This window comes from Nostoc cf. commune SO-36 (assembly GCF_023734775.1).
GTDB lineage: Bacteria > Cyanobacteriota > Cyanobacteriia > Cyanobacteriales > Nostocaceae > Nostoc > Nostoc commune_A.
Map to the genome: position 1 here is coordinate 5182500 of NZ_AP025732.1, position 20047 is coordinate 5202546.

Sequence of the window (20047 nt, forward strand, 5' to 3'; positions counted from 1 at the left end):
GTCTATTCAGACGTTCGCAGACTCGTTAATGCTGGCTATCCGCAAATTGTACAAAATTCATTCTGACTCCTGAATTCTGACTTCTGAATTCTTCTTTAACTTTCCCAGAAAATTAAGCATAGCTGAAACCACAGCATCCGGCGACTCAATCAAGAAGCCATGACCACCACGGTCTATAACTACAAGTTCAGCATTAGGAATACCTTGAGTAAGTTGCTGGGAAAACTTTAATGGAGTGAGAATATCTTGTTTACCAACTAAAACCAAGGTAGGACAATGAATTTGTTGCAGGCTATCTGTTGTGTCACTGCTAAGGATGGCTTGACTGTGATGATAGAGCGAATGAGTTGCAGGCGGAAAAGGATATCTGATGGCAAATTCGATCAGACCTTCGATCATTCCAGGAATCGAGTAGAAAGTGTCTGTAAATATCCAAGGCAATACAACTTTTTCATAAAGCTTTAAGTCTACATTGCTAGGAAGTTCGCCCCAAGTCTCGATTATGCTGTTGAATAATGCATCACCCTTTGCCAAAGATGAAAGTAGCATCAGACTTTTTACCTTTTCAGGGTGTGCTAACACTAACTCTTGGGCTATCTGACTACCCATTGAATGGCCTGCTAGATGCACCTGACTAATCCCAATGTGATCGAGCAATGCTGCAACGTCACTAGCCATTTGTTTTGAGACTATAGGGGTCTTCGGGAGCAGAACTTCTCCCCATACCGTCGTTTATCTAAGCGAATGACTTGATACTGCGAAACCAGGGATGGCATGATCAGCGACCAATAGGCATGATCGCAAAGATAGCCAGCTATTAATAGCAAAGGCTCACCCCTTCCCTTAATGTCGTAGAACAAATCAATCCCGTTAATTTCAACCTTGGGCATAGTAAATAATTCTGCTAAATCTTATTTTTAAAAAGGAATAGACAAGGCGTGCTGCTACGTCTTGAATCTCTCATCCACGGGAATTTGATAACCATTGGCAAGACGATTAGTCATATTGGCTGTAGCTGCGATCGCCATTAGTTCCCCGAATATAGTATCATTCATACCCTTGGCACGCGCCGACGCTGTGTGCGAGGCAATGCAGTACTCACAGCCATTAGTTGCACTCACGGCAATATAAATCAGTTCGCGCATGAGCGGATCAATTTCACCGGGGCTAGTCATCACTTCCTTTACAGATTGCCACGTTCGTTGCAAGGTGGGGGGATGGTTGGCTATGGCTTTCCAAAAGTTATTGATGTAGTCATTCTGACGTGTAACGCGGATGTCGTCATACACTGCACGTACTTCGTCGCTGGCTTCTTCGTATTCAATCAGCTTAGTCATGTTTTAATTCCATATAGTTTCCCCAGCGAGTGGGAACCCCTAGATTGTAATACTGAGTTGCAATTAAAGATAATAATTTGAGTCTTTGAGGCTGAAACTTTTGCTCCCCTCTACCTACAAACGACTTGGCATAGGCTAGTACCGCAAGTCAAAAGTCAAAATGAATACAGTGTAAGCATTTCCTTCATTTGGAATGGGTGGCTTATTTATGCCGTGTTGTACTAGCTGTTGGGTGTTCTACTAGAACAAACTAAATAAGAAATTTACACTATTCTGTCAGAGAAATAGGTGGGGTTCTCCATGAAGAAATTGCTCCAGCGTATTAAAGCATTACTCCAACGTATCCTTAAGAGGTTTTCATCCAATTCTCAGCAACCATCGCCCCTAATAAATTATCGACTATTAGAAACTTCTCTTCCTAACGTTTCTCCCCGATGGGAATCTGGTTTGGTGCTGGTGTGTTCACAATGTGCAAACGAGCAGTCAGGTTCAACAGCTTCCGAAGACTTAGAGAATTGGTTGAAATGTCGTTTAAAGTTTGAGGGATTATGGGGTGAATTTCGGGTCGTTAGCACCAGTTGTTTAGGCGTTTGTCCACGGATAGGTATTACTGTTGTTGTTGTAAGTAACGGAAGTCACGGGAATAGTCCATGTTTAATTGTAAATCCCCAGAGCGATCGCGAACTTCTCTACTCATACATCAAACAAAATAAAGCCTGAGTTCAAAGCTTTACTAACGGTGAGATTAGGATATTTTTTAACTAAATTATTTGATTTAAAACAGTGTTTTGAAACAAACCATAGTTTGTTAAGGGGAAAATGAAAAAGGGGTGAATATTTGAATTCACCCCTTGATTTTTTGCAGACTATAAAGAATACTTATCTACACTGTGTTAGTGCTATCATCATCTGAACAATTACTACTTTAAGTGAGGTATATTTGGTATTGTCAAAGTACTTGGAGAATTAATTGTTCGAGAATTAGCAGATGAGGAATTAGTGCTTGGGGAACTGAGATTTAAGAAATTGATGAGTTTAAGAGTACGATTACGAATTTTCCAGCGACCATTGTTGTTGATGACTTGATCTTCATAAGTGCCATTGGCGACATCAATGCTCGTTTCCGAACGTTTGTGAGTCGCATGGAGGTAAGAGGTCATCGTTGCTTTATTCTTCTCAACTGAAATATTTATCGTACCCATTAGGTGTTGGGTAGCTTGATATTCATTTCCTTGAAATACTGAATAGACAAAATCTGCCCAAGAATCTGTGCCATAACGTGTTTCACTCGCGCCATCAGGAAAAATAGCAGTGACAACTGCATCTTGAGTAAAACAATCTACGATAAATATTTTTTCCTTCTAAGAGATTTCCTCTTCCAATAGCGTCAGTTCCCAATGCATAACAAGATGTTAATTTTTGAATTTCTAATTCTGCATTAGGTTGGCTTGCACTTGCTAATTCAAACCTACCTCCAATAAACAGCACAAGAGCGATTGCAATCACAACGAAAGTTATTCGATTTAACAAAAACGAGATAGTATTTGCAACTATTCGTCCTTTTTCTCTTCTTTTTTCCACAGATACCCACCTTAATGTTTCAGATTTTCGCATCTTGTACCTTGCCGTAAACTCAAGTTAAATCTGAGGATTTAGCTCCTAACAATAGGCTAAATCCTTGCATTTTAATAGATATTACGTGCGCTATCAGCTAGAAAAACTCTTTTCTAGTAAATGATGAAGCTAGTACAACATTTGATGTATATCATCAGTTATAACAGGTAAATAATAGTTTTATATGTGTTTATTTTAACTATGTTTATGTAGATTCTGTTAAGTAATAAAATTAGTATTTGCATACTTTTTTAACATCTGAATAACCTGATATTTAGCATCTTTCGCTACTCAAACGTAAATATTGTATTTAGTCCTCTTGAGATTAATTTACAGCAGTTTGTAAGTAACTATCAAAATTTATTCCGAAGTCAAACATCACTAACTGAATCAGATTTTGCTAGGAGAAATTATTCTCCCAAGATGGGAATAGAAATTATAAATTGCGTTCCTTGTCCCAGAGTCGATTCACAAATCAAACTTCCAGCGTGCTTTTCTACTATAATCTGCTGACTAATAGATAATCCTAATCCAGTCCCTTTACCTACACCTTTAGTCGTAAATAAATTTTCAAAAATGCAGGATTTTACTTCTTCTGGCATTCCTTTGCCATTATCTTTAATTTTAATTACTACATTTTCCTGCTCTACACTAGTTAAGATAGTAATTATGTTAGGATACTTTTCTTCTATTTCTAAAAAGCTCCGACCGAGATTTGCTTCTTCTAAAGCATCTATTGCATTTGCAATAATATTCATAAATACTTGATTCAATTGTCCTAAATAGCATTTTACTAACGGGATATTTCCATAATTATTAATAATCTGAATGGCGGGACGATTATGATCCGCTTTCAAACGATGTTGTAAAATTAACAAAGTACTATCAATGCCTTCGTGGATATTAGCTAGTACTTTAGAAGTGGTATCAGCGCGGGAAAAAGTACGAAGAGAGGTACTAATATTACGAATACGCTGTGTACCTACTGTCATACCGTCAATCATTTTGGGTAAATCTTTTAACAGGAAATCTATATCAATTTCTTCGGCTTTTTCTTCAATTTTTGCGCCAGGATTAGGAAATTCATCTCGGTACAGTTCCACATAATCTATTAAATCTTTAACAATATCTTTTGCTTGGGCAATACTACCTGTAATAAAACCAATGGGGTTATTTATTTCGTGTGCTACACCTGCAACTAAATTCCCTAGAGAAGACATTTTTTCACTTTGGATAAGTTGTAGTTGCGCCTCTTGTAAATCTTTTATAGATTGTTCTAATTGCCTGGATTTATCTTGTGCCTTTGTATATAAGCTGGCATTTTCTATGGCAATCGCCATTTGAGACACCAAGACTTTTAATACCTCTACCCTTCCGAGAACAAAAGCTCCTGATGATAGCTGATTTTCTAAATAAATAATACCAGTAAGCTGTGATTGGTACATAATGGGCAAACAAAATATTGATTTTGTTTGAGATTTCTGAATATAAATATCAAAGCTAAAAGGTTCTGTAGCTATTGCATCGTTTAGTACAAGATATTGCTGAGTTCGGAAAACGTAATTAATCACAGACAGAGGTAAATCTTGATAGGTTTCAACAGGAATAGAGCGTAAAACCATCACTACATCGTCAATAGCATTTCCAGAAGCTTCAATATACAGGTGACTATCTTTAAGTAGAAGTAGTACTGCTTTTTGGGCGGCAGCATTTTCTAGTAAAATTTTGATCAGCTTGCTCAATAAATTTTCTAAAATAATTTCATTAGTAATCGCTTGTGAAAACTTGATGAATGCATTAAAATCAATAAAATCGCTCAAGCTGCTACTGGTAGTAGTGTTAGTAGTAATATGAGTTGTATCAATTTTTGAATTAGTGTTTTCTATAGTAATAGTTTGTCCTACTAGAAAAACATACTTTGATTCTAAGTGCTTAACTTTAGCGATCGCACCCCAACGAATATAGGCATAATAGGCTTTAGTTATATAAGTTTGATGAATCAACTCTTTACCTAGAGACTGATAAAATTTCCCAGCTAACTCATAAGCTAAAGCTTCTTCTTGGAGGAAACCATTTTCTTGAGATTTAGCAATGGAAGTTTCATAATAATCCATAGCTTCAAGCTTTTGACCTAAAACCTGATATCGTTCCGCCTCCACGAGATAAAATCTATGTAAGTGATTTGTAGGAGCATGAGTAGCCCAGAGTTCCATCTTTTGCTGATTAGCTTGAACTTTTTCGAGAATAGCTTGCTTCTCAAACTCTTTAGAAGTATGATATATTGCCAAGTGAGCTAAAGAATCGTAAAAATAGAATATTGGAACAACAAACAAGCCTGTAACACCACCTAAAGATTTTTCTGCGATCGCAGCATTTTCTACAGCTTTAAAATACTCCCCAAATAGGTAAGAGAGCATTAGTTTATTAACAAATAAATGGTTAATTGTATAAAGATCATTTAATTGCTGATGAATTGGCAGCATATTTTGCTCGTCGTATGCTTCTCCAATTAAACAGTCCACATTTTCAAAATTTCCTTTCAAGTTTAAAACTGTTTGCAAATATACTAAGTTCCAAGTTAAAGCTACTTGCTGCTTGATTTTTTTCAGCGAATCACAATAAGCTATGAGTTCTTTTTCTAAAACCCAAAGTTCTTTACCCAGCCAAAATGAATGATAAGGATAAATATAACCACAATAACCAGCATATTCTAAATCTCCAGTTTCCAGACCACTAGCATACCCTGCCATTGATGATGTTAATGTCTCTTTAATATGCTCTTTCCAATGCATAACATGGGCGCTAACAACCGTCAAAATCTTAGCCTTGAGTTCTTGAGAATCAAATTGTGACACCAAACTAGAAGCTAATTTCCCAAATTCATAGCCAGGATTAATTTCTCCTTGAACTCCACAAAGAAGTAATCCATAAAGACTATAACCATAGGCAGATACAGCCGTATTCCCATACTTTAAGGACAAATTAACCATATTACATACAATAATTGGCATCATTGCAGGAGCAGTTTGAAAAGCCGCAGGAAGAACTCCCATCAAGATTCTCATGGCTGCAATCTTGTTATAATCAGTCATTAATGGTAAGTTAATTAAATCTGCAATAGCTTTCCCTTTTAAAGAAGCAGCAATTTCATCCATCCCCTGCTGAATATCAGTTGATGTTGGTTCATCTGGAAAACTTATTCCTAACAATTGCAGAATTGATACTGCTATTTTGATGGCTTCTAGTTGTTTGCTTTGAATTATAGAAGCGATAATTTGTACTTCATAGACTTTAACTTTATCTAAAAGAACTTTGGCTTCTTGCTGCACTACTTCAGCCCACTGTTGCATCTGCTCAAAATTACCGCCCAGATAGGCTACCTCTGCGGCTCCTTCATATAAACCGATGGTTAAAGCATATTCAGTTTGCCAAGCGTCTATATTTAAAAGCTCTATCCCATTTGTGAAGTACTTTAGAGCCACTTCATAAGCTGTAGAAGCTTTAGCTTTTCGCCCTGCAATTAAATTTAATCTCGCCAATTCAGTTTTTTCAGATTGCTCTATCAGGTTAACGATACCGACATTCAACTGATTGACAATATCAAAAACATTAGCTTCTATTTCTTCCTGCGGTACATTTTGCAGGAGCAATTGCCCTATTCTTAAATGAGTAGATTTCTTGAGTTCTTCTGGAATCAACGAATATGCGGCTTGTTGTACCCTATCATGTAAGAACTTGTAACCCACTCGTGAACTGTCGAAATTTAAATTAACCGCTTCTTCTTGGTTAAAAACCAAAGGAATGCGATAAGCTTCACTTAAAGGTAGAATCAATCCCGCTTGCAAAGCTGAGTGTAAATCATTTGCTGTCAAAGAAGGTGATTTTTCATTGACTATCGATAAAACATCTAGACTAAATCTGTCACCCACACAAGCGGCTAATTTTAAAACATCTTGGGTGAATTTTGGTAGTTTTTCAACTCGACTGGCAACTAACTCAACTACGTTTTTATCGGTAATCCCAATTGCTTGAATTTTTTCTAAACTCCATTGCCATTCAGCATTAACAAAATCAAACTTTAACAACTTCTCTTGATGAAGTGCCTGAATTAATTGTGTTATAAAAAATGGGTTCCCACCTGTTTTATTATAAATTAATTCTGCTAGCTTAATATTTTTTTTGTTACAAATGACCTCTGCATACTGATTATTCTCTGTTTTTTGCAGTGTTTCAGTAACTAAATTAGTCACATTATCCAAATTTAAAGATTGCAATACAAGATTATTAACAATAGTGCCGCTATTCTTAATTTCTTCTATCTTTTGGATTAAGGGATGTGCCGGGCTAACTTCATTATCTCTATATGCTCCAATAAACAGCAAATGTTTACTATCAGTATCAGTTATTAGCAGTTTAATTAAATTTAATGTAGCTGAATCTGCCCATTGCAAATCATCTAAAAATATGACTAAGGGGTGTTTTTTTTGAGTAAAAACTTGGATAAATTCTTTAAAAACGTGATTGAAGCGGTTTTGTGATTCTGTTGCTCCAATCTGAGCAACTTCCGGTTGCGTACCGATGATTAATTCTACTTCGGGAATGACATCAATAATAACTTTTCCATTTGTCCCCAAAGCTGATAATATTTTATTGCGCCATGCTTCTATAATTTCACTGTTTTCTGTCAATAGATATCGCATTAAATAAGCAAAAGCTTGAATTAAAGAAGCATAAGGTATATTTCGTTTTAATTGGTCAAATTTGCCAGAAATAAAGTACCCTTGTCTGCGAGTAATGGGTTTGTTTATTTCGTTTACTAAAACTGATTTACCAATACCAGAATAACCAGAGACTAGCATCATTTCACTAGCCCCAGATGTAACACGCTCAAATGCGGCTAACAGTTCATTAACTTGTTTTTCACGCCCATATAATTTTTGGGGGATTAATAACTGACTCAATATATCTAAGCGGCCTGGAACAAAATCAGTAATTATAATCTTGGTTTCTAACTGTTTGAGACATAATTCTAAATCTGCTAATAATCCCGTCGCACTTTGATATCTGTCCTCTGCATTTTTTGCCATCAGCTTCATCACAATTTCAGAGATAGCAGATGGAATTTGTGAATTTAATGATTGCGGATTTGTTGGTTGTACAGCAATATGACTATAAACTATTTCTAGGGCATCTTGGCTAACAAATGGTGTTTTTTGAGTGAGCATTTCATATAAAGTCACACCAAGAGAATAAAAGTCTGTGCGATAATCAAGAATACGATTCATTCTCCCGGTTTGTTCAGGAGACATATAGGCAAGTGTGCCTTCAACGCAGTTAGGATTATTAAATTGGGGATTTTCTTTATTGAGGCGCGATGCTATACCAAAGTCAGTGAGTTTAACAATACCTGTCTGGGAATTAATGATGATATTATTGGGCTTGATATCTTTATGAATAATCTGATTTTCATGCAAATAGTCTAAAGCTTTAGTCAGTTGAACAGCGATTTTCAAATGGTTAATCAAGTCCAGTTTTTCTGTTTTGAGTAATTGGCTCAAAGACTGACCACCAAAGTCTTCTAATAAGAGTCCCACACGATTTTCAAATGTTTCGAGACTGATAGCTTTAACTATATTGGGATGGTCTAAACTTTGCTGAATTTGATACTCGTTTTTAAGGCGAGTAAAGGCTTCGAGTGTAGGATATTCATTTTTAAGTAGCTTAAGGATAACTGGCTGTTGTGTTTTTGGTGTTTGTGTTTGATAAATAATTGTTTGGATTCCTTCGTAGAGAGTCGAGTTGATTTGGTATCCGGTACAATTTGGCATTGATTTTTGACTATAAACTTGCAAAATTAGCATCACTCCCATTCTGTAGTGAAATGGGTTCTAGTTTAATGATTCCCAGTTAGAGAAAATTATTAACATTAAGATTCCGTACCCAGGAGTTATAAATTAAAAAGCGGTTATTCCCTTGTAAGGGAAACTAGTGGCTAAAATCTAACTGTAACTTTTAAGCCAACCGCAGATAAGGACATTTCTGCAAAAACCCTGATGCTTTATTATCGGCATCTAAGTTATGAGTATGTGTTGGCGTAGGTCGAATAACGCCACTAAATAGGTCATCTAACCCGTAGGGTGTGAAAAATTGCCATTGTCCTTGGACATCTAGTCGAACTCCCACAGCAGTAGCAGTATGCAGCCAATCTGCAATGGCTTCCTCGGTACTAGCGTAAGGTCTACTACCAGTACGCCAACGAGCAAAACTAGCTTGATTTTTGACATCAAACAGGTCATTAGGGAATTGTTCTGTGAGGGTTGTCTTTGCTGCTTGTTCTTGAGAACGGTTCCCCTCTGTATCAAAAAATGCAATATCAAAATCTTTAATACCTAATCTACATTCATTGCCAAAAATTGAAGACCAAACGGTGTTTCGGACTGCACCACCGGCTAACCACCAGTTAGGTAGATTTAGTTGAGCGATCGCACGTAATACTGTATCAATACGTGTATCAGTTAAAATCATCTGTAGGCGAGTGTTACTATTCATATCAAATTTCTGGGATTATCAAGTAGAAGGTGAAAATATTATCATTCACATTTCATTAAATTTACGGTGTTGATAGTCCTGCGGTGACACTTAGGGTAACTCCTGAACTTATAGTATAAAAATAGCAAGATTTACGGAAGGTTAAATTTTGAATTTGCAATTTTGAATTTTTATTTATGGAAGATTTATTTGCGCGACTAGAACGCACCCTCAATCCTGAACTACCTTCCCTAACAGAGTCACAACAACAACTTCTACAAGAACTCAGTATTAACGAAAATCAACCTGGCACGATTCTACATGACTTTCAAACTCTGATAGATTTTTTGCAACCAAATGGGGTAGAAGTTAGTAGTGTCAATAACCTTCTACCACTAAAAATACTATCAGAACTTAATTTTCGGTTAAGTCACCCAATTGAAACTAAACTCAAACGTCCCGTACAAAAATCATACCCTTACATTAATGGACTATACCTGTTATTACGTAGTTCTGGGATAGCTCAAATTAAATCCCAAGGGAAGAAGCAGGTTTTAGTTTTAGATGCAGCAACTCTGCAATCATGGTTAAATCTGAACTCGACAGAACGCTATTTTAACTTGTTAGAAGCTTGGTTAATTTGGGGAAATAACGAAATTTTGGGTGAACATCAAGATTCATTAGGGAATTTATTTAGATGTATTCAACTTTGGCCGCGTGTCCCAGATAAAGGCTTAAAATTTCCTAAGTATGAACACCAACACGATATTAGTTATTACCCCGGTCTGCATAACGTTGCCCTGTTAGAGTTATTTGGATTGTTATCTATCAAACATGGAAAACCTCAAGAAGGCAAGGGGTGGCGCATCACTAGTTTACAACGCTTGCCCTTTGGTGATGCTCTTTTACAGTTACTCTTTCCTCTGGGTATACGCGGAGAATTACAGGATGATGTAAATGTAACTTTTGGAAAATTGCAGTCACATCTAGAACCATTTTTTCCAGAATGGAAGCATAATTTACTTGTTCCAAAACAAGGCTTTACTGATGGTATTTATATTTTCAAAGTGTCCATTTATAAGGCTTGGCGACGCATTGCTATCCCCGCCAAAAAACCATTAAGCTGGCTAGCAGAGACAATTCTTGATGCTTTTGACTTTGATTACGATCACCTGTACGAGTTTAGTTATAAAGACCATTTTGGTCGCATAATAAAAATCGGTCATGCTTATATGGAAACACCACCATTTGCAGACCAAATACATATTGGTGATTTGCCTCTAGAACCGGGTGGAAAAATGATCTATCTTTATGATTGTAACCGTTCACAGAAGTTGTGCTGCTACTGTGAAAAATAGGTACAGGTAGATGGTAGATTAAGAGGCATGGAAGAAAACTGTCTCGCCTACGGAATTGAAATTTCCGACTCAGATTGGTACCTGACTCCAGCCAGGGTCAAACAACTGGTGGAGAGAATGGGGCAGCATATCAAGAAATCAGAAGAAAAGTTGGCGGAACTTGAGGCCAAACAGCAAGAACTATTAGAAAAAATCAATTGCACATCAAAAAATTCCTCATCTCCGCCGTCTTTAGATCCACTTCATGCCGAAAAAAAACCAGAAAAAAAGAAGAGTGGTAAAAAGCGAGGGGGGCAACCAGGGCACAAGGGTCATAGTCGGTTTTTGTACGATGTGTCCGAATGTGAAAGTGTTTTAGACCACCATCCAAAGACCTGTAGGTGTTGCGGAGAAATATTATTAGGAGAAGATGCCAACCCTTACCGCCACCAGATCGTAGAAATTCCCCCCATCAGCCCAATAATCGTAGAACATCGCCTGCACCAACTAATGTGTGGGGAATGCGGTACTTTAACTCGTGCAACATTACCACAAGATGTGTATCCAAGTGGCTATGGTGTAAGAGTAGTGGCTCTTGTAACTGTATTGAGTGGACTTTACCGCCACAGTCAAAGGATGGTGCAGAGTGCCATGCTAGATATATTTGGAATTTCGATGTCCTTGGGTACAGTCAATAACCTGAGACTTGAAGCAAGCAATGCAGTCGAAAGTGCAGTTGAAGAAGCGAAAATATACGTCCAGAACTCCCAAGTAGTTGGAGCTGATGAAACAAGCTTCTTCCAAGGAAATGTTGATGGATGCAATGACAAAAAAAGTCTTGGTTGGCTGTGGGTTGCGGTTACACCACTAGTGACGTTTTTTGAGATTGCCCTTTCCCGTTGTTCGGATGCAGCCCGTAATCTATTGGGTGAAAACTTTCGCGGGATTTTAAATTCAGATCGGTATGCAGCATACAATTGGGTGGGTTTAGAGCAACGCCAATTGTGCTGGGCACACTTGAAACGAGAATTCATCAAAATATCCGAGCGTCCCGGAGTTTCAAGCGACATCGGAAATGCTCTGGTCAAACAACAAGAAAAATTATTTGAACTGTGGCATCGAGTTAGAGACGGAACTTTGAAGCGTTGTGAGTTTCAGCTTTTAGTCCAACCAATTCGTAATACCATTAATTCCTCTCTAGAAGAAGCTGCCAATTATGAGATTGGTTCCAAGGAAAAAACACCACTAGCTAAAACTGTCCGCACTTGCCGCCAAATACTGAAAGTTGAACCTGCTTTATGGTTGTTTGTGACAGTTGAGGGTGTAGAACCAACTAATAATGCTGCTGAAAGGGCGATACGTCCTGCTGTTATATGGCGACGTACCAGTTTTGGTTCTCAAACCCAGGCTGGTAGTTATTTTGTGCAAAGGATGTTGACTGTTGTGACCACTCTTAAGTCTCAGCGTCGAAATGTCTTGGAATTTTTGACTCAAGCCGTTAGTGCTAAACGCCAAGGTCAGCCAACTCCTTCTTTACTTCCACAAGTTCTTGCCACTGCTGAAGAGTCAAAAATGCTGCTTAAAACCCACGAATTTATACAGTTTGATTTCTCAAATTGAATCAGTCTGCTATCTGCTTCTTTTGACCTCTAACTCTTTGATCTCAATGGGTTTAACTTTGTTGTAATTTGCGATCGCCCCGTGGTCGATTACTTATGATTTTGGTGACAACTGGAAATTTGATGTGCAGTTAGAAGCAATTAATTCGCCTGATAACAAAATCAAAAAAGCCAAGATTTTAGAAGTTCATGGAAATGCACCTCAACAGTATTGGAGTGAAGATGATGAATCGGATGAAGATGAAGGATGAAGGCATTTAAAAAGATACAAAGATACGGATAATTGCAGAGGTGGGTTAGTTAAATTAAGCAAATGGAATAAATAGCTTGTTCTTTTATTAACGAATAAGTACTAACAGCTTGCAGGAAGGGTTTGTTTGTACTGTGGATATACAACTATATAATAAATATTCAGCCAAACTTGATATAAGTTATGATTGTAGCAAACTAAAAAATGATAAAATTTTATTGGTGAAGTGCCTTAATAAGCATATTAAATTATTTAAAACAGTAATACTAAACTCAAATTATAATTTAAATTCGTATATCATATATATTTCCATACTTGTCTGTAAATCATGTTAATAAAGCTAATACACTATTAATATCAGGACTTACGCAAAATTATGAAAAACGAACTGCATACTCCTAGGTCGAAGCAAGCTACGCGCAGCCTCTCGTTAGAGAAAGACACAAAGGAGAGGCAGCGCGGTCTTGGGGTTTCCCACATGAGCGACTGCCGTCACAAAATAATAAGAGTTTGAGAGAGTTTTTGCGTAAGTCCTAAATATTTCAAATGAAAACTTACTGGACATTTTTAATGAGTGATTTAAGTGAAATTGGATAAGTGAGACGATTTTGGTTCATTATCAACACTTTTAACAGTTAATTTCTAAACAAGGTTGATGAAAAACGATACACCAGAAGAATTAAACCCAGACAAAGAGATTGGACGCTTGATTGATGAAGTCATGTCTTCATCTTTGACTGATGAACAGTACCGCAAAAAGATGCAGCGACGCAAAGAAGTCCAAGACAAGCGGATAGCAGAAGCTGTACCAGAAAAAGGGTTAATTATTGTAAATACTGGTAACGGTAAAGGTAAAACAACTGCGGCTTTGGGGATGGTGTTGCGATCGCTAGGTCATGGGTATAAAGTAGCGATCGTCCAATTCATCAAAGGTAGCTGGGAACCTTCCGAGAAAAGGGTTTTCAGTTTTTGGGAAGACCAGATAGAATTCCACGCAATGGGTGAAGGCTTTACCTGGGAAACTCAAGACCGCGATCGCGATCTTGACAAAGCTAGCGCCGCCTGGGAAAAATCATTAGAATACATCCGCAATCCAGATTTTCATCTGGTGTTATTAGACGAAATCAATATTGCCCTCAAAATGGGTTATTTACCAGTAGAAGACGTTTTAGCAGGTTTAGCACAAAAACCAGCCAACAAACACGTTATTCTCACAGGTAGAGGCGCACCATCGGCTTTAATTGAGCGTGCTGATTTAGTAACAGAAATGACCCTAGTTAAGCACCCTTTCCGCGATCAAGGTGTCAAAGCACAACCTGGAATTGAGTATTAAATCAGAATTCAGGATTGTTAAAAAACTAGGTTTCCTACTCAATCGAAAATAAAATTAGTTACAGGATGAAATCTAAAAAATAAGCTGTTCCACATTTAAATTGCATAAGCTGGACGGGCAAGATGCCCACCCCGCAAGAGTTATATTTAATTCGATTATGCAAATTAGATGTTTTTTAGATTATCAAAAAATATGTCTCAGATGATACAGATACAAAAGTGAAAAAATATATTTTGCTTTTCTGTTGAATCCAATAAAAACCTAACCCCCAGCCCCTTCCCTTGCAGGGAAGGGGAGTAAAAATCAGAGTGGATTGCTACCTACGTCTCAATTGTTTATTTCTTATTCCAGAGACTTAAAAATGCTTGAGAGATGGCTGGGGTCATCTGACTTTGTAAGTGCTGTAATGCATCACGATGGTTTGCATTGTTGTCATCATAATAAGTAAACAGATTTGTCAGCTTGACAATCTCAGGATTTTGATCGTTTGTTCCCCTCCATTTGTTAGTAACTTTGTGTAAAACGTCCTTGGGTAGATTTAGTTGTAAGTTATTTAGGGCTGCGATGTAAGAAGGATTTTTAGGATTGTTTTTGAATTGGAAGCACAAATCTATCAACTTGAGTTGTGACTGGGGCTGAGGCTGAGGTTTACCTGTTAGGCTAGGTTGCTGTAGAAGTTGACGCTGTTCAACAGTAGCAATGCCATTTTCAGTTAAACCCTGAGATTTCTGAAATTTTTTGACTGCTGTATAAGTGGCTGGCCCATAAAAAGGCAAGTCTGTTGGAATTTCGGCATTGGTTGCAAAACCGTGAAACTTCAATCTATTCTGAAGCCCTTTAACTGTATCTTCCATTACAGTTCGAGTTTCCGCATCAGCGTTACCATTAACCTTAAGTTTTTGTGAATACTGTTTTTGAAACTTTTTAATGGCTTCTTCTGTAGCATCATCTGTCAAGGAGTTGTTATTCCGTTTCCAGGGAGCAAATTTAGTCAGATCCGGCTTAGATCAATCTCAGGAGCTAAATATCCCAGTCCGATCAATATATGACGGATGACTTCAGGGCTGCTAACGGCCATACTTTTTGGTTCCTTTGCTACTAAACTACCATTTAATGTATCCTGTTTTACAAAAATTGGGTAAGTAGGAATAAATAAATCTAACATTTCTTCTTTGCAAGGCGTTCTAAAAGTTAAGCGATGCGTAACGACAAGCTGCTTTTCTCGCAGACGTTCGGCGTAGATAAGTACACAGCGTCAAAATATTGAGCGATCGCTTATTCTCAACTATTGATGATACTACGCAGTAAGGTAGCACAGCTAATTGTGCTACCCACTACGAACTTATCAAAATTAATGTGGTGGAGTCCTAGCTAAGTAACTGTCTGGCATTGACAACGTATAAAAACTCATTACCATTTTTAGGTAAGAAAACGAGTGGTTTGTTCTTCCCTGGCGACTGCAATTCAGGAGGAAGTAAAGGGTAAATATCTGGATCTTGGAAATCAACTGTAATCTTCTTAGTAGTGCCGTTAACTAAGAAACAAGATGGATTATTACTTCCACTGCTATATTGATCGTACAAACCATTAAGTACTTTCCGACGTAATTCTTCAACAGGAGAAACGTAGATAAAGTAACCTTGCTCGTCTAGTTCTTTAGCTCTATTAGCTGCTTTATCTGAATCTAGAAAGAAATCAATTTGAGTATCTTCAATTTTTAGCGGACATTGCTGCACAGGCTTTCCAGCTACTACACTATATATTTTTTGTCCCAAGGGAGCATCAATACTAAATAATTCTTTGGTAGCAATTTGAGCTTGTCCAGCTTGGAAGTCGAACCAAGCTTTAGTAACTGAACCATCTCCAAGTATTTTGATTAGTCCTGGTACTACTTTTTCATCAAACTCTTCTTTAGTGGCAGGAATCTGAAAATTCGGAGGAAGAGCAAAAGGGGTAGCAATTCCGTATTTGAGTATATCTTGATAAACCTTAACTCCTTGTTTTTGTTGCTCTGGGGTGTTGTAAAGGCTGGTTATACCTAATACTGTTTTTGCAGGAGAATCTGCTAAAGCCGGACTTAGCCCACCTAGCCAAAGAATAAAGGTGAGAATAACTATGAAAATGCGACTTAACTTTTTCACTGGATTTCTGAATTGGAAAACTTTTTGTATTCTGCACGTATAACCCTGCTTTAACAACCGAAGTTAAGAAACTTAAGAAATAAACTTAAAATCTAAATATTCATAATATTTAACAAACCTGATTTCAGGAAAAGCATATCTCATCTTTGTAGCATCCTCTTTAGTTGAATAGATATTTGACGGCATATTATAGGCGCTAACTACTGATTATTACTTTAGGAGTGTATGTACAAAAGTGAAGGGCCAATAATGGAACTACAACGTAGGCGTAAACGGGGCGTTATTCTTACACCTCAAGGATTTCAGAAACTTCAAACGGCAAAATGTCAAGCACAAAGTTGGGAAAATCTAGATAAACGTTACACTTTAGAAGATTTAAGCGATCGCACTGGCTTAGATCCAGATACAGTTATGAAGGTGTTTCATTGCCAAGTAGGAGTTGATAAGCAAACTCTAAACACCTGTTTCAGAGCTTTTAATTTATTACTTGAACCAAGTGATTATCAACTAGCTCAAAAAGATCAGGCAATTAGTAATCAGCATTCAATCAAAAATTTAACTGATTGGGGTGAAGCACCCGATATCTCTGCATTCTTGGAACGCACAGCAGAACTAAAGACACTAAAACACTGGATTCTCGAAGAACATTGTCGACTAGTGACTCTGTTAGGTATGGATGGGATGGGCAAAACCAGCTTATCAGTAAAGCTAGGAGAGCAAATTCAACATGAGTTTGAGTTTGTGATTTGGCGGAGTCTCCGCAATGCTCCACCAGCCAAAGATATGTTAGCAGAACTAATCAAAGTTTTATCAAATGGGCAGGAAACTAATTTATCAAAAACTTTAGACGGTAGAATTTCGCAGTTGATACATTATTTAAAAAATACCCGTTGTTTATTGATATTAGATAATTTAGAGACAGTTTTACAAAAAACTTCCGGTAAATATGATATTAGATATTACCGTCAAGATGATGATGGTTATAACGAACTCATAACACGAGTATCAGAAACACTTCATCAAAGCTGCTTAGTGCTTACAAGTAATGAAACTCCGAAAGAAATTAGGCGAATGATAGGAGAAAATTTACCTGTTAGGGTGTTGCAATTAAAAGGCTTACAAGTAATAGAAGTAGAAAAAATATTTAAAACCAAGGGTAATTTTTGTGGTTTAAGTAGTGATTGGCATCAATTGATTAAGAGCTATGCAGGTAATCCATTGTTATTAAATATAGCTTCTCACAAAATTTACAGGTTATTTGACGGTAATATTTCCGAATTCTTAACCCAAAAAACCTTAGTATTTGACGAAATTAACCAGTTTTTAAAAGAGTACTTTAAAGGATTGTCGGATATAGAAAATATCATTATTGAGTGGTTAGCAAATAATTCTCAGCCAGCTTCGTTTTCAGAACTGCGATCGCAAATATCACCTGCTATACCACCACAACAAATACTAGATGCTTTGGAATCTTTGCAAGAGCGCTCTCTCGTAGAAAGAAATACTACTCTTTTTTCTATAGCGCCAATGATCAGAGAATATATAAATCACCAATTAATCCAAAATAAAATTAGCTCCAGCATCAAATCTCGCCAGCGTCAATTACAAAAAAATAGCTCAATTATTACCAGAGAAAAAATCAAACTCTCGTTTAATATTCCAGCGCTTACTGTCGTGAAGTAACAAGGTTAATTTGTCAGCACTAAACTCAAAATCTAACTCACGCTTTTGAAACTCTGTCCAAGCAGCTTTAAAGTTTTGCTTCTTTAAATCCCGAAAAGCAACCGTTATATGAGGCGCGAAAGGGCGGGTTTTAGAAACCTTGTCAACAACTCCTAAGTTGCTTTCTATATAAATCATTAAATCAGCTTGCAAAGTTAAAAGCTCTTGACTTCTGACAACATTAATGTATATGACACGAGGTGCAAAGGCATCAAACCCCCTGAGTGTAATGAATACTGGCTGTTGTCTACTAGCAAACTCTTCCAAGGATGCTTCTAGCAGTGGCAAGCTGGTATTTTCCCATTCAAAGGGCGGTTGCAAGGTAATATGCGGCGGAGATTTTAGCGCGTTACTACTAGCATAGCGATCGGCAAAGTACTGCTTAATCTGGTTGGCGTAATCTTGAATGTCTTGCGGTGGTAGGAGGGCGACAAAAAAACGGCTCATCTATTTATTTAAGCAACATTAAAATAGGCTGGTAACTATCCTTGAAGTTTTAACTCAAGTATCATTACCAGCCTAAATAAGGCAATTTAATTTCTTCAAAGTGCGGATGAAAGGACTTGAACCTTCACTCCTTTCGGAACTAGAACCTAAATCTAGCGCGTCTGCCAATTTCGCCACATCCGCATCAGTTTATTATCATAGCATAAGAAATTATTTTTGTGAATAGAAAATGAGAAAGAAGCAGGGGGAGATTAAGAAGAAATGCTCCCTGCTCCCTACCCCTCTGCCTCTTCTCCATGCCCCATTCCCAATTACATGACTGCAACACGAGGCAAACGATGCTTAAAGCCACAGAGAATTTCCCAAGAAATAGTATTTAATTGTTCTGCCCAATCGTCTGCTGAAATTTGTTCTTTTCCCTGTTCCCCTAGTAAGGTGACTACTTCCCCTTCTTGGATATTAGGTATAGCACTCACATCCAGCATCAATTGATCCATTGTAATTGTCCCGATTTGCGACACTCTCTGACCGCGAATTAACACCTGCATTTTGTTGGAAAGACTGCGAGGCACACCGTCAGCATAGCCAATTCCGACGACGGCGAGGCGAAGTTCACGCGGGGCTATAAATTGATGGCCGTAGCTAACAGCTGTTCCTGCGGCAATTGTTTTAACTTGGGTGACTCGTGCTTTAAGTTGTAAAACTGGCTTGAGGTCGAGCGAATTTTGTAAATGGGTTGCTGGGTAGAGACCGTAAACAGCTAAACCTACTCGCACAATGTCGTAGTGCAATGCTGAATCTGTGAGTGCGGCGGCTGAGTTTGCCAAGTGCAAACAGGGTGGCTGAATTCCCATTGCTTTGATTTGCGCGATCGCTTCCTCAAATCGTCTATGCTGTTCTTCCATTACCGTCGTATCAGGATCATCTGCTGTTGCCAAATGAGAATAAACACTGGCAATAGATAGATGTGGTAAGCGCTGGACTAACTGGACAAATTCACCAGCTTGCTCGCCAATTAGTTCCCAGCCTAGACATTCCCGTGTCTAATTTGATATGTACTGGCACTGGAGAACCATAATTCATCGATTCTAGAGTGTCAGAAAATACCAAAGCTTGTTTAGGGCTACAGAGTGTGGGCTGAAGTTTCCATTCTGCGATCGCATGAATCTGCTCTGGTGTATGAGTTGCCCCTAAAATCAAATGGGCGCTTGAATCCCGCCTTTCTCGCAATTGAATAGCTTCTGGAACTGTAGCGACTCCCAGCCAACTAGCTCCCGATTCGATTACGGTTTGAGCAACTGTCACCGCACCATGTCCATAAGCATCAGCTTTTACTACTGCCATCAACTGGGTACGCGGCGATAAAAACTGCACTAATTGCTGTACGTTATACGACAACGCCCCTAAATCAATTTCTACCCAAGCTCGTTGCGAAAACCACGCGTAGGTGTCGCACTGCTGATTAGTAATTACACCAGGGATTTGTTTGCGACTTAACATTTGTACTTACTCCTATCCCACCACAGCTATACTTTCAAGTTATTTATCTATACACGCTCCTAAAAGCGAGATCAGATTAACTAGGAAGTTTAACCTTCATATTGAAATTGATACAAGATATTGCGGTATTAAAGTAAAAATTAAGATTTGTGACTTAGAAGTGAAGAGTTAATGCAGTTTAAGACTTATGCAAAAACTCTCTAAAACCAATGACACTAA

14 protein-coding genes, 1 tRNA gene and 2 pseudogenes are annotated in these 20047 nt (G+C 37.8%); 6 read left to right on the forward strand and 11 right to left on the reverse strand.

Annotation, left to right across the window (positions count from 1 at the left end):
• Positions 1–57: 57 nt before the first annotated feature.
• Together ANSO36C_RS23475 and ANSO36C_RS23480 are read right to left on the reverse strand one after the other, a co-directional pair.
• A pseudogene (locus ANSO36C_RS23475) lies at positions 58–890 on the reverse strand (alpha/beta fold hydrolase).
• 54 nt (positions 891–944) lie between these two features.
• Positions 945–1337: a carboxymuconolactone decarboxylase family protein gene (locus ANSO36C_RS23480; protein ID WP_251956466.1), complete on the reverse strand. Its 393-nt coding sequence runs from the start codon at positions 1335–1337 to the stop codon at positions 945–947.
• A gap of 300 nt (positions 1338–1637) precedes the next feature.
• On the opposite strand from ANSO36C_RS23480, the gene ANSO36C_RS23485 reads away from it, so the two are divergent.
• Positions 1638–2057 carry a (2Fe-2S) ferredoxin domain-containing protein gene (locus ANSO36C_RS23485; RefSeq protein WP_251956467.1) on the forward strand — a complete coding sequence of 140 codons (420 nt, stop codon included), beginning with the start codon at positions 1638–1640 and terminating at the stop codon, positions 2055–2057.
• A gap of 200 nt (positions 2058–2257) precedes the next feature.
• Here ANSO36C_RS23485 and ANSO36C_RS23490 read toward each other — a convergent pair whose 3' ends face one another.
• The 4 genes from ANSO36C_RS23490 to ANSO36C_RS23505 all read right to left on the reverse strand — a co-directional run bounded on the left by ANSO36C_RS23490 (position 2258) and on the right by ANSO36C_RS23505 (position 9500).
• Positions 2258–2689, reverse strand: coding sequence for a nuclear transport factor 2 family protein (locus ANSO36C_RS23490; RefSeq protein WP_323374613.1), 432 nt, complete (start codon positions 2687–2689; stop codon positions 2258–2260).
• Positions 2634–2951 carry a hypothetical protein gene (locus ANSO36C_RS23495; RefSeq protein WP_251956468.1) on the reverse strand — a complete coding sequence of 106 codons (318 nt, stop codon included), beginning with the start codon at positions 2949–2951 and terminating at the stop codon, positions 2634–2636. Before ANSO36C_RS23495 ends, ANSO36C_RS23490 begins: the two co-directional genes overlap by 56 nt.
• Before the next feature lie 410 nt (positions 2952–3361).
• The gene (locus tag ANSO36C_RS23500) at positions 3362–8779 is read right to left on the reverse strand and encodes a trifunctional serine/threonine-protein kinase/ATP-binding protein/sensor histidine kinase (RefSeq protein WP_251960426.1); all 5418 of its coding nucleotides are present in this window, start codon (positions 8777–8779) and stop codon (positions 3362–3364) included.
• A 184-nt stretch (positions 8780–8963) separates the two neighbouring features.
• Entirely contained in the window at positions 8964–9500 is a 537-nt protein-coding gene (locus ANSO36C_RS23505) for a nucleotidyltransferase family protein (protein ID WP_251956469.1), read from the reverse strand.
• A gap of 176 nt (positions 9501–9676) precedes the next feature.
• Between ANSO36C_RS23505 and ANSO36C_RS23510 the strand changes: the two genes are divergently transcribed.
• The 4 genes from ANSO36C_RS23510 (at position 9677) to cobO (ending at position 14018) form a co-directional block, all read left to right on the forward strand.
• Positions 9677–10837, forward strand: coding sequence for a plasmid pRiA4b ORF-3 family protein (locus ANSO36C_RS23510; RefSeq protein WP_251956470.1), 1161 nt, complete (start codon positions 9677–9679; stop codon positions 10835–10837).
• Positions 10838–10864: 27 nt separating this feature from the next.
• Positions 10865–12436, forward strand: a complete 1572-nt coding sequence (gene tnpC / locus ANSO36C_RS23515) for an IS66 family transposase (RefSeq protein ID WP_251955770.1) — start codon at positions 10865–10867, stop codon at positions 12434–12436.
• Between the two features lie 124 nt (positions 12437–12560).
• The gene (locus ANSO36C_RS23520) at positions 12561–12686 is read left to right on the forward strand and encodes a hypothetical protein (protein WP_251956471.1); all 126 of its coding nucleotides are present in this window, start codon (positions 12561–12563) and stop codon (positions 12684–12686) included.
• Between the two features lie 654 nt (positions 12687–13340).
• Entirely contained in the window at positions 13341–14018 is a 678-nt protein-coding gene (gene cobO, locus ANSO36C_RS23525) for a cob(I)yrinic acid a,c-diamide adenosyltransferase (protein ID WP_251956472.1), read from the forward strand.
• Positions 14019–14353: 335 nt separating this feature from the next.
• Here cobO and ANSO36C_RS23530 read toward each other — a convergent pair whose 3' ends face one another.
• Positions 14354–14974: a peptidoglycan-binding domain-containing protein gene (locus tag ANSO36C_RS23530; RefSeq protein ID WP_251956473.1), complete on the reverse strand. Its 621-nt coding sequence runs from the start codon at positions 14972–14974 to the stop codon at positions 14354–14356.
• A 411-nt stretch (positions 14975–15385) separates the two neighbouring features.
• Positions 15386–16159 (reverse strand): hypothetical protein, encoded by a 774-nt coding sequence (locus ANSO36C_RS23535; protein ID WP_251956474.1) that lies wholly within the window; start codon positions 16157–16159, stop codon positions 15386–15388.
• 249 nt (positions 16160–16408) lie between these two features.
• Here ANSO36C_RS23535 and ANSO36C_RS23540 point away from each other — a divergent pair, with 249 nt between their 5' ends.
• Positions 16409–17842, forward strand: coding sequence for an NB-ARC domain-containing protein (locus ANSO36C_RS23540; protein WP_251956475.1), 1434 nt, complete (start codon positions 16409–16411; stop codon positions 17840–17842).
• Here ANSO36C_RS23540 and ANSO36C_RS23545 read toward each other — a convergent pair.
• The 3 genes and pseudogenes from ANSO36C_RS23545 to alr form a co-directional block, all read right to left on the reverse strand.
• Positions 17777–18328: a 2'-5' RNA ligase family protein gene (locus ANSO36C_RS23545; protein ID WP_251956476.1), complete on the reverse strand. Its 552-nt coding sequence runs from the start codon at positions 18326–18328 to the stop codon at positions 17777–17779. The genes ANSO36C_RS23540 and ANSO36C_RS23545 overlap by 66 nt on opposite strands.
• Before the next feature lie 101 nt (positions 18329–18429).
• Positions 18430–18511, reverse strand: a tRNA-Leu gene (locus ANSO36C_RS23550).
• Positions 18512–18639: 128 nt separating this feature from the next.
• Positions 18640–19828, reverse strand: a pseudogene (gene alr, locus ANSO36C_RS23555) (alanine racemase).
• Between the last annotated feature and the right edge of the window lie 219 nt (positions 19829–20047).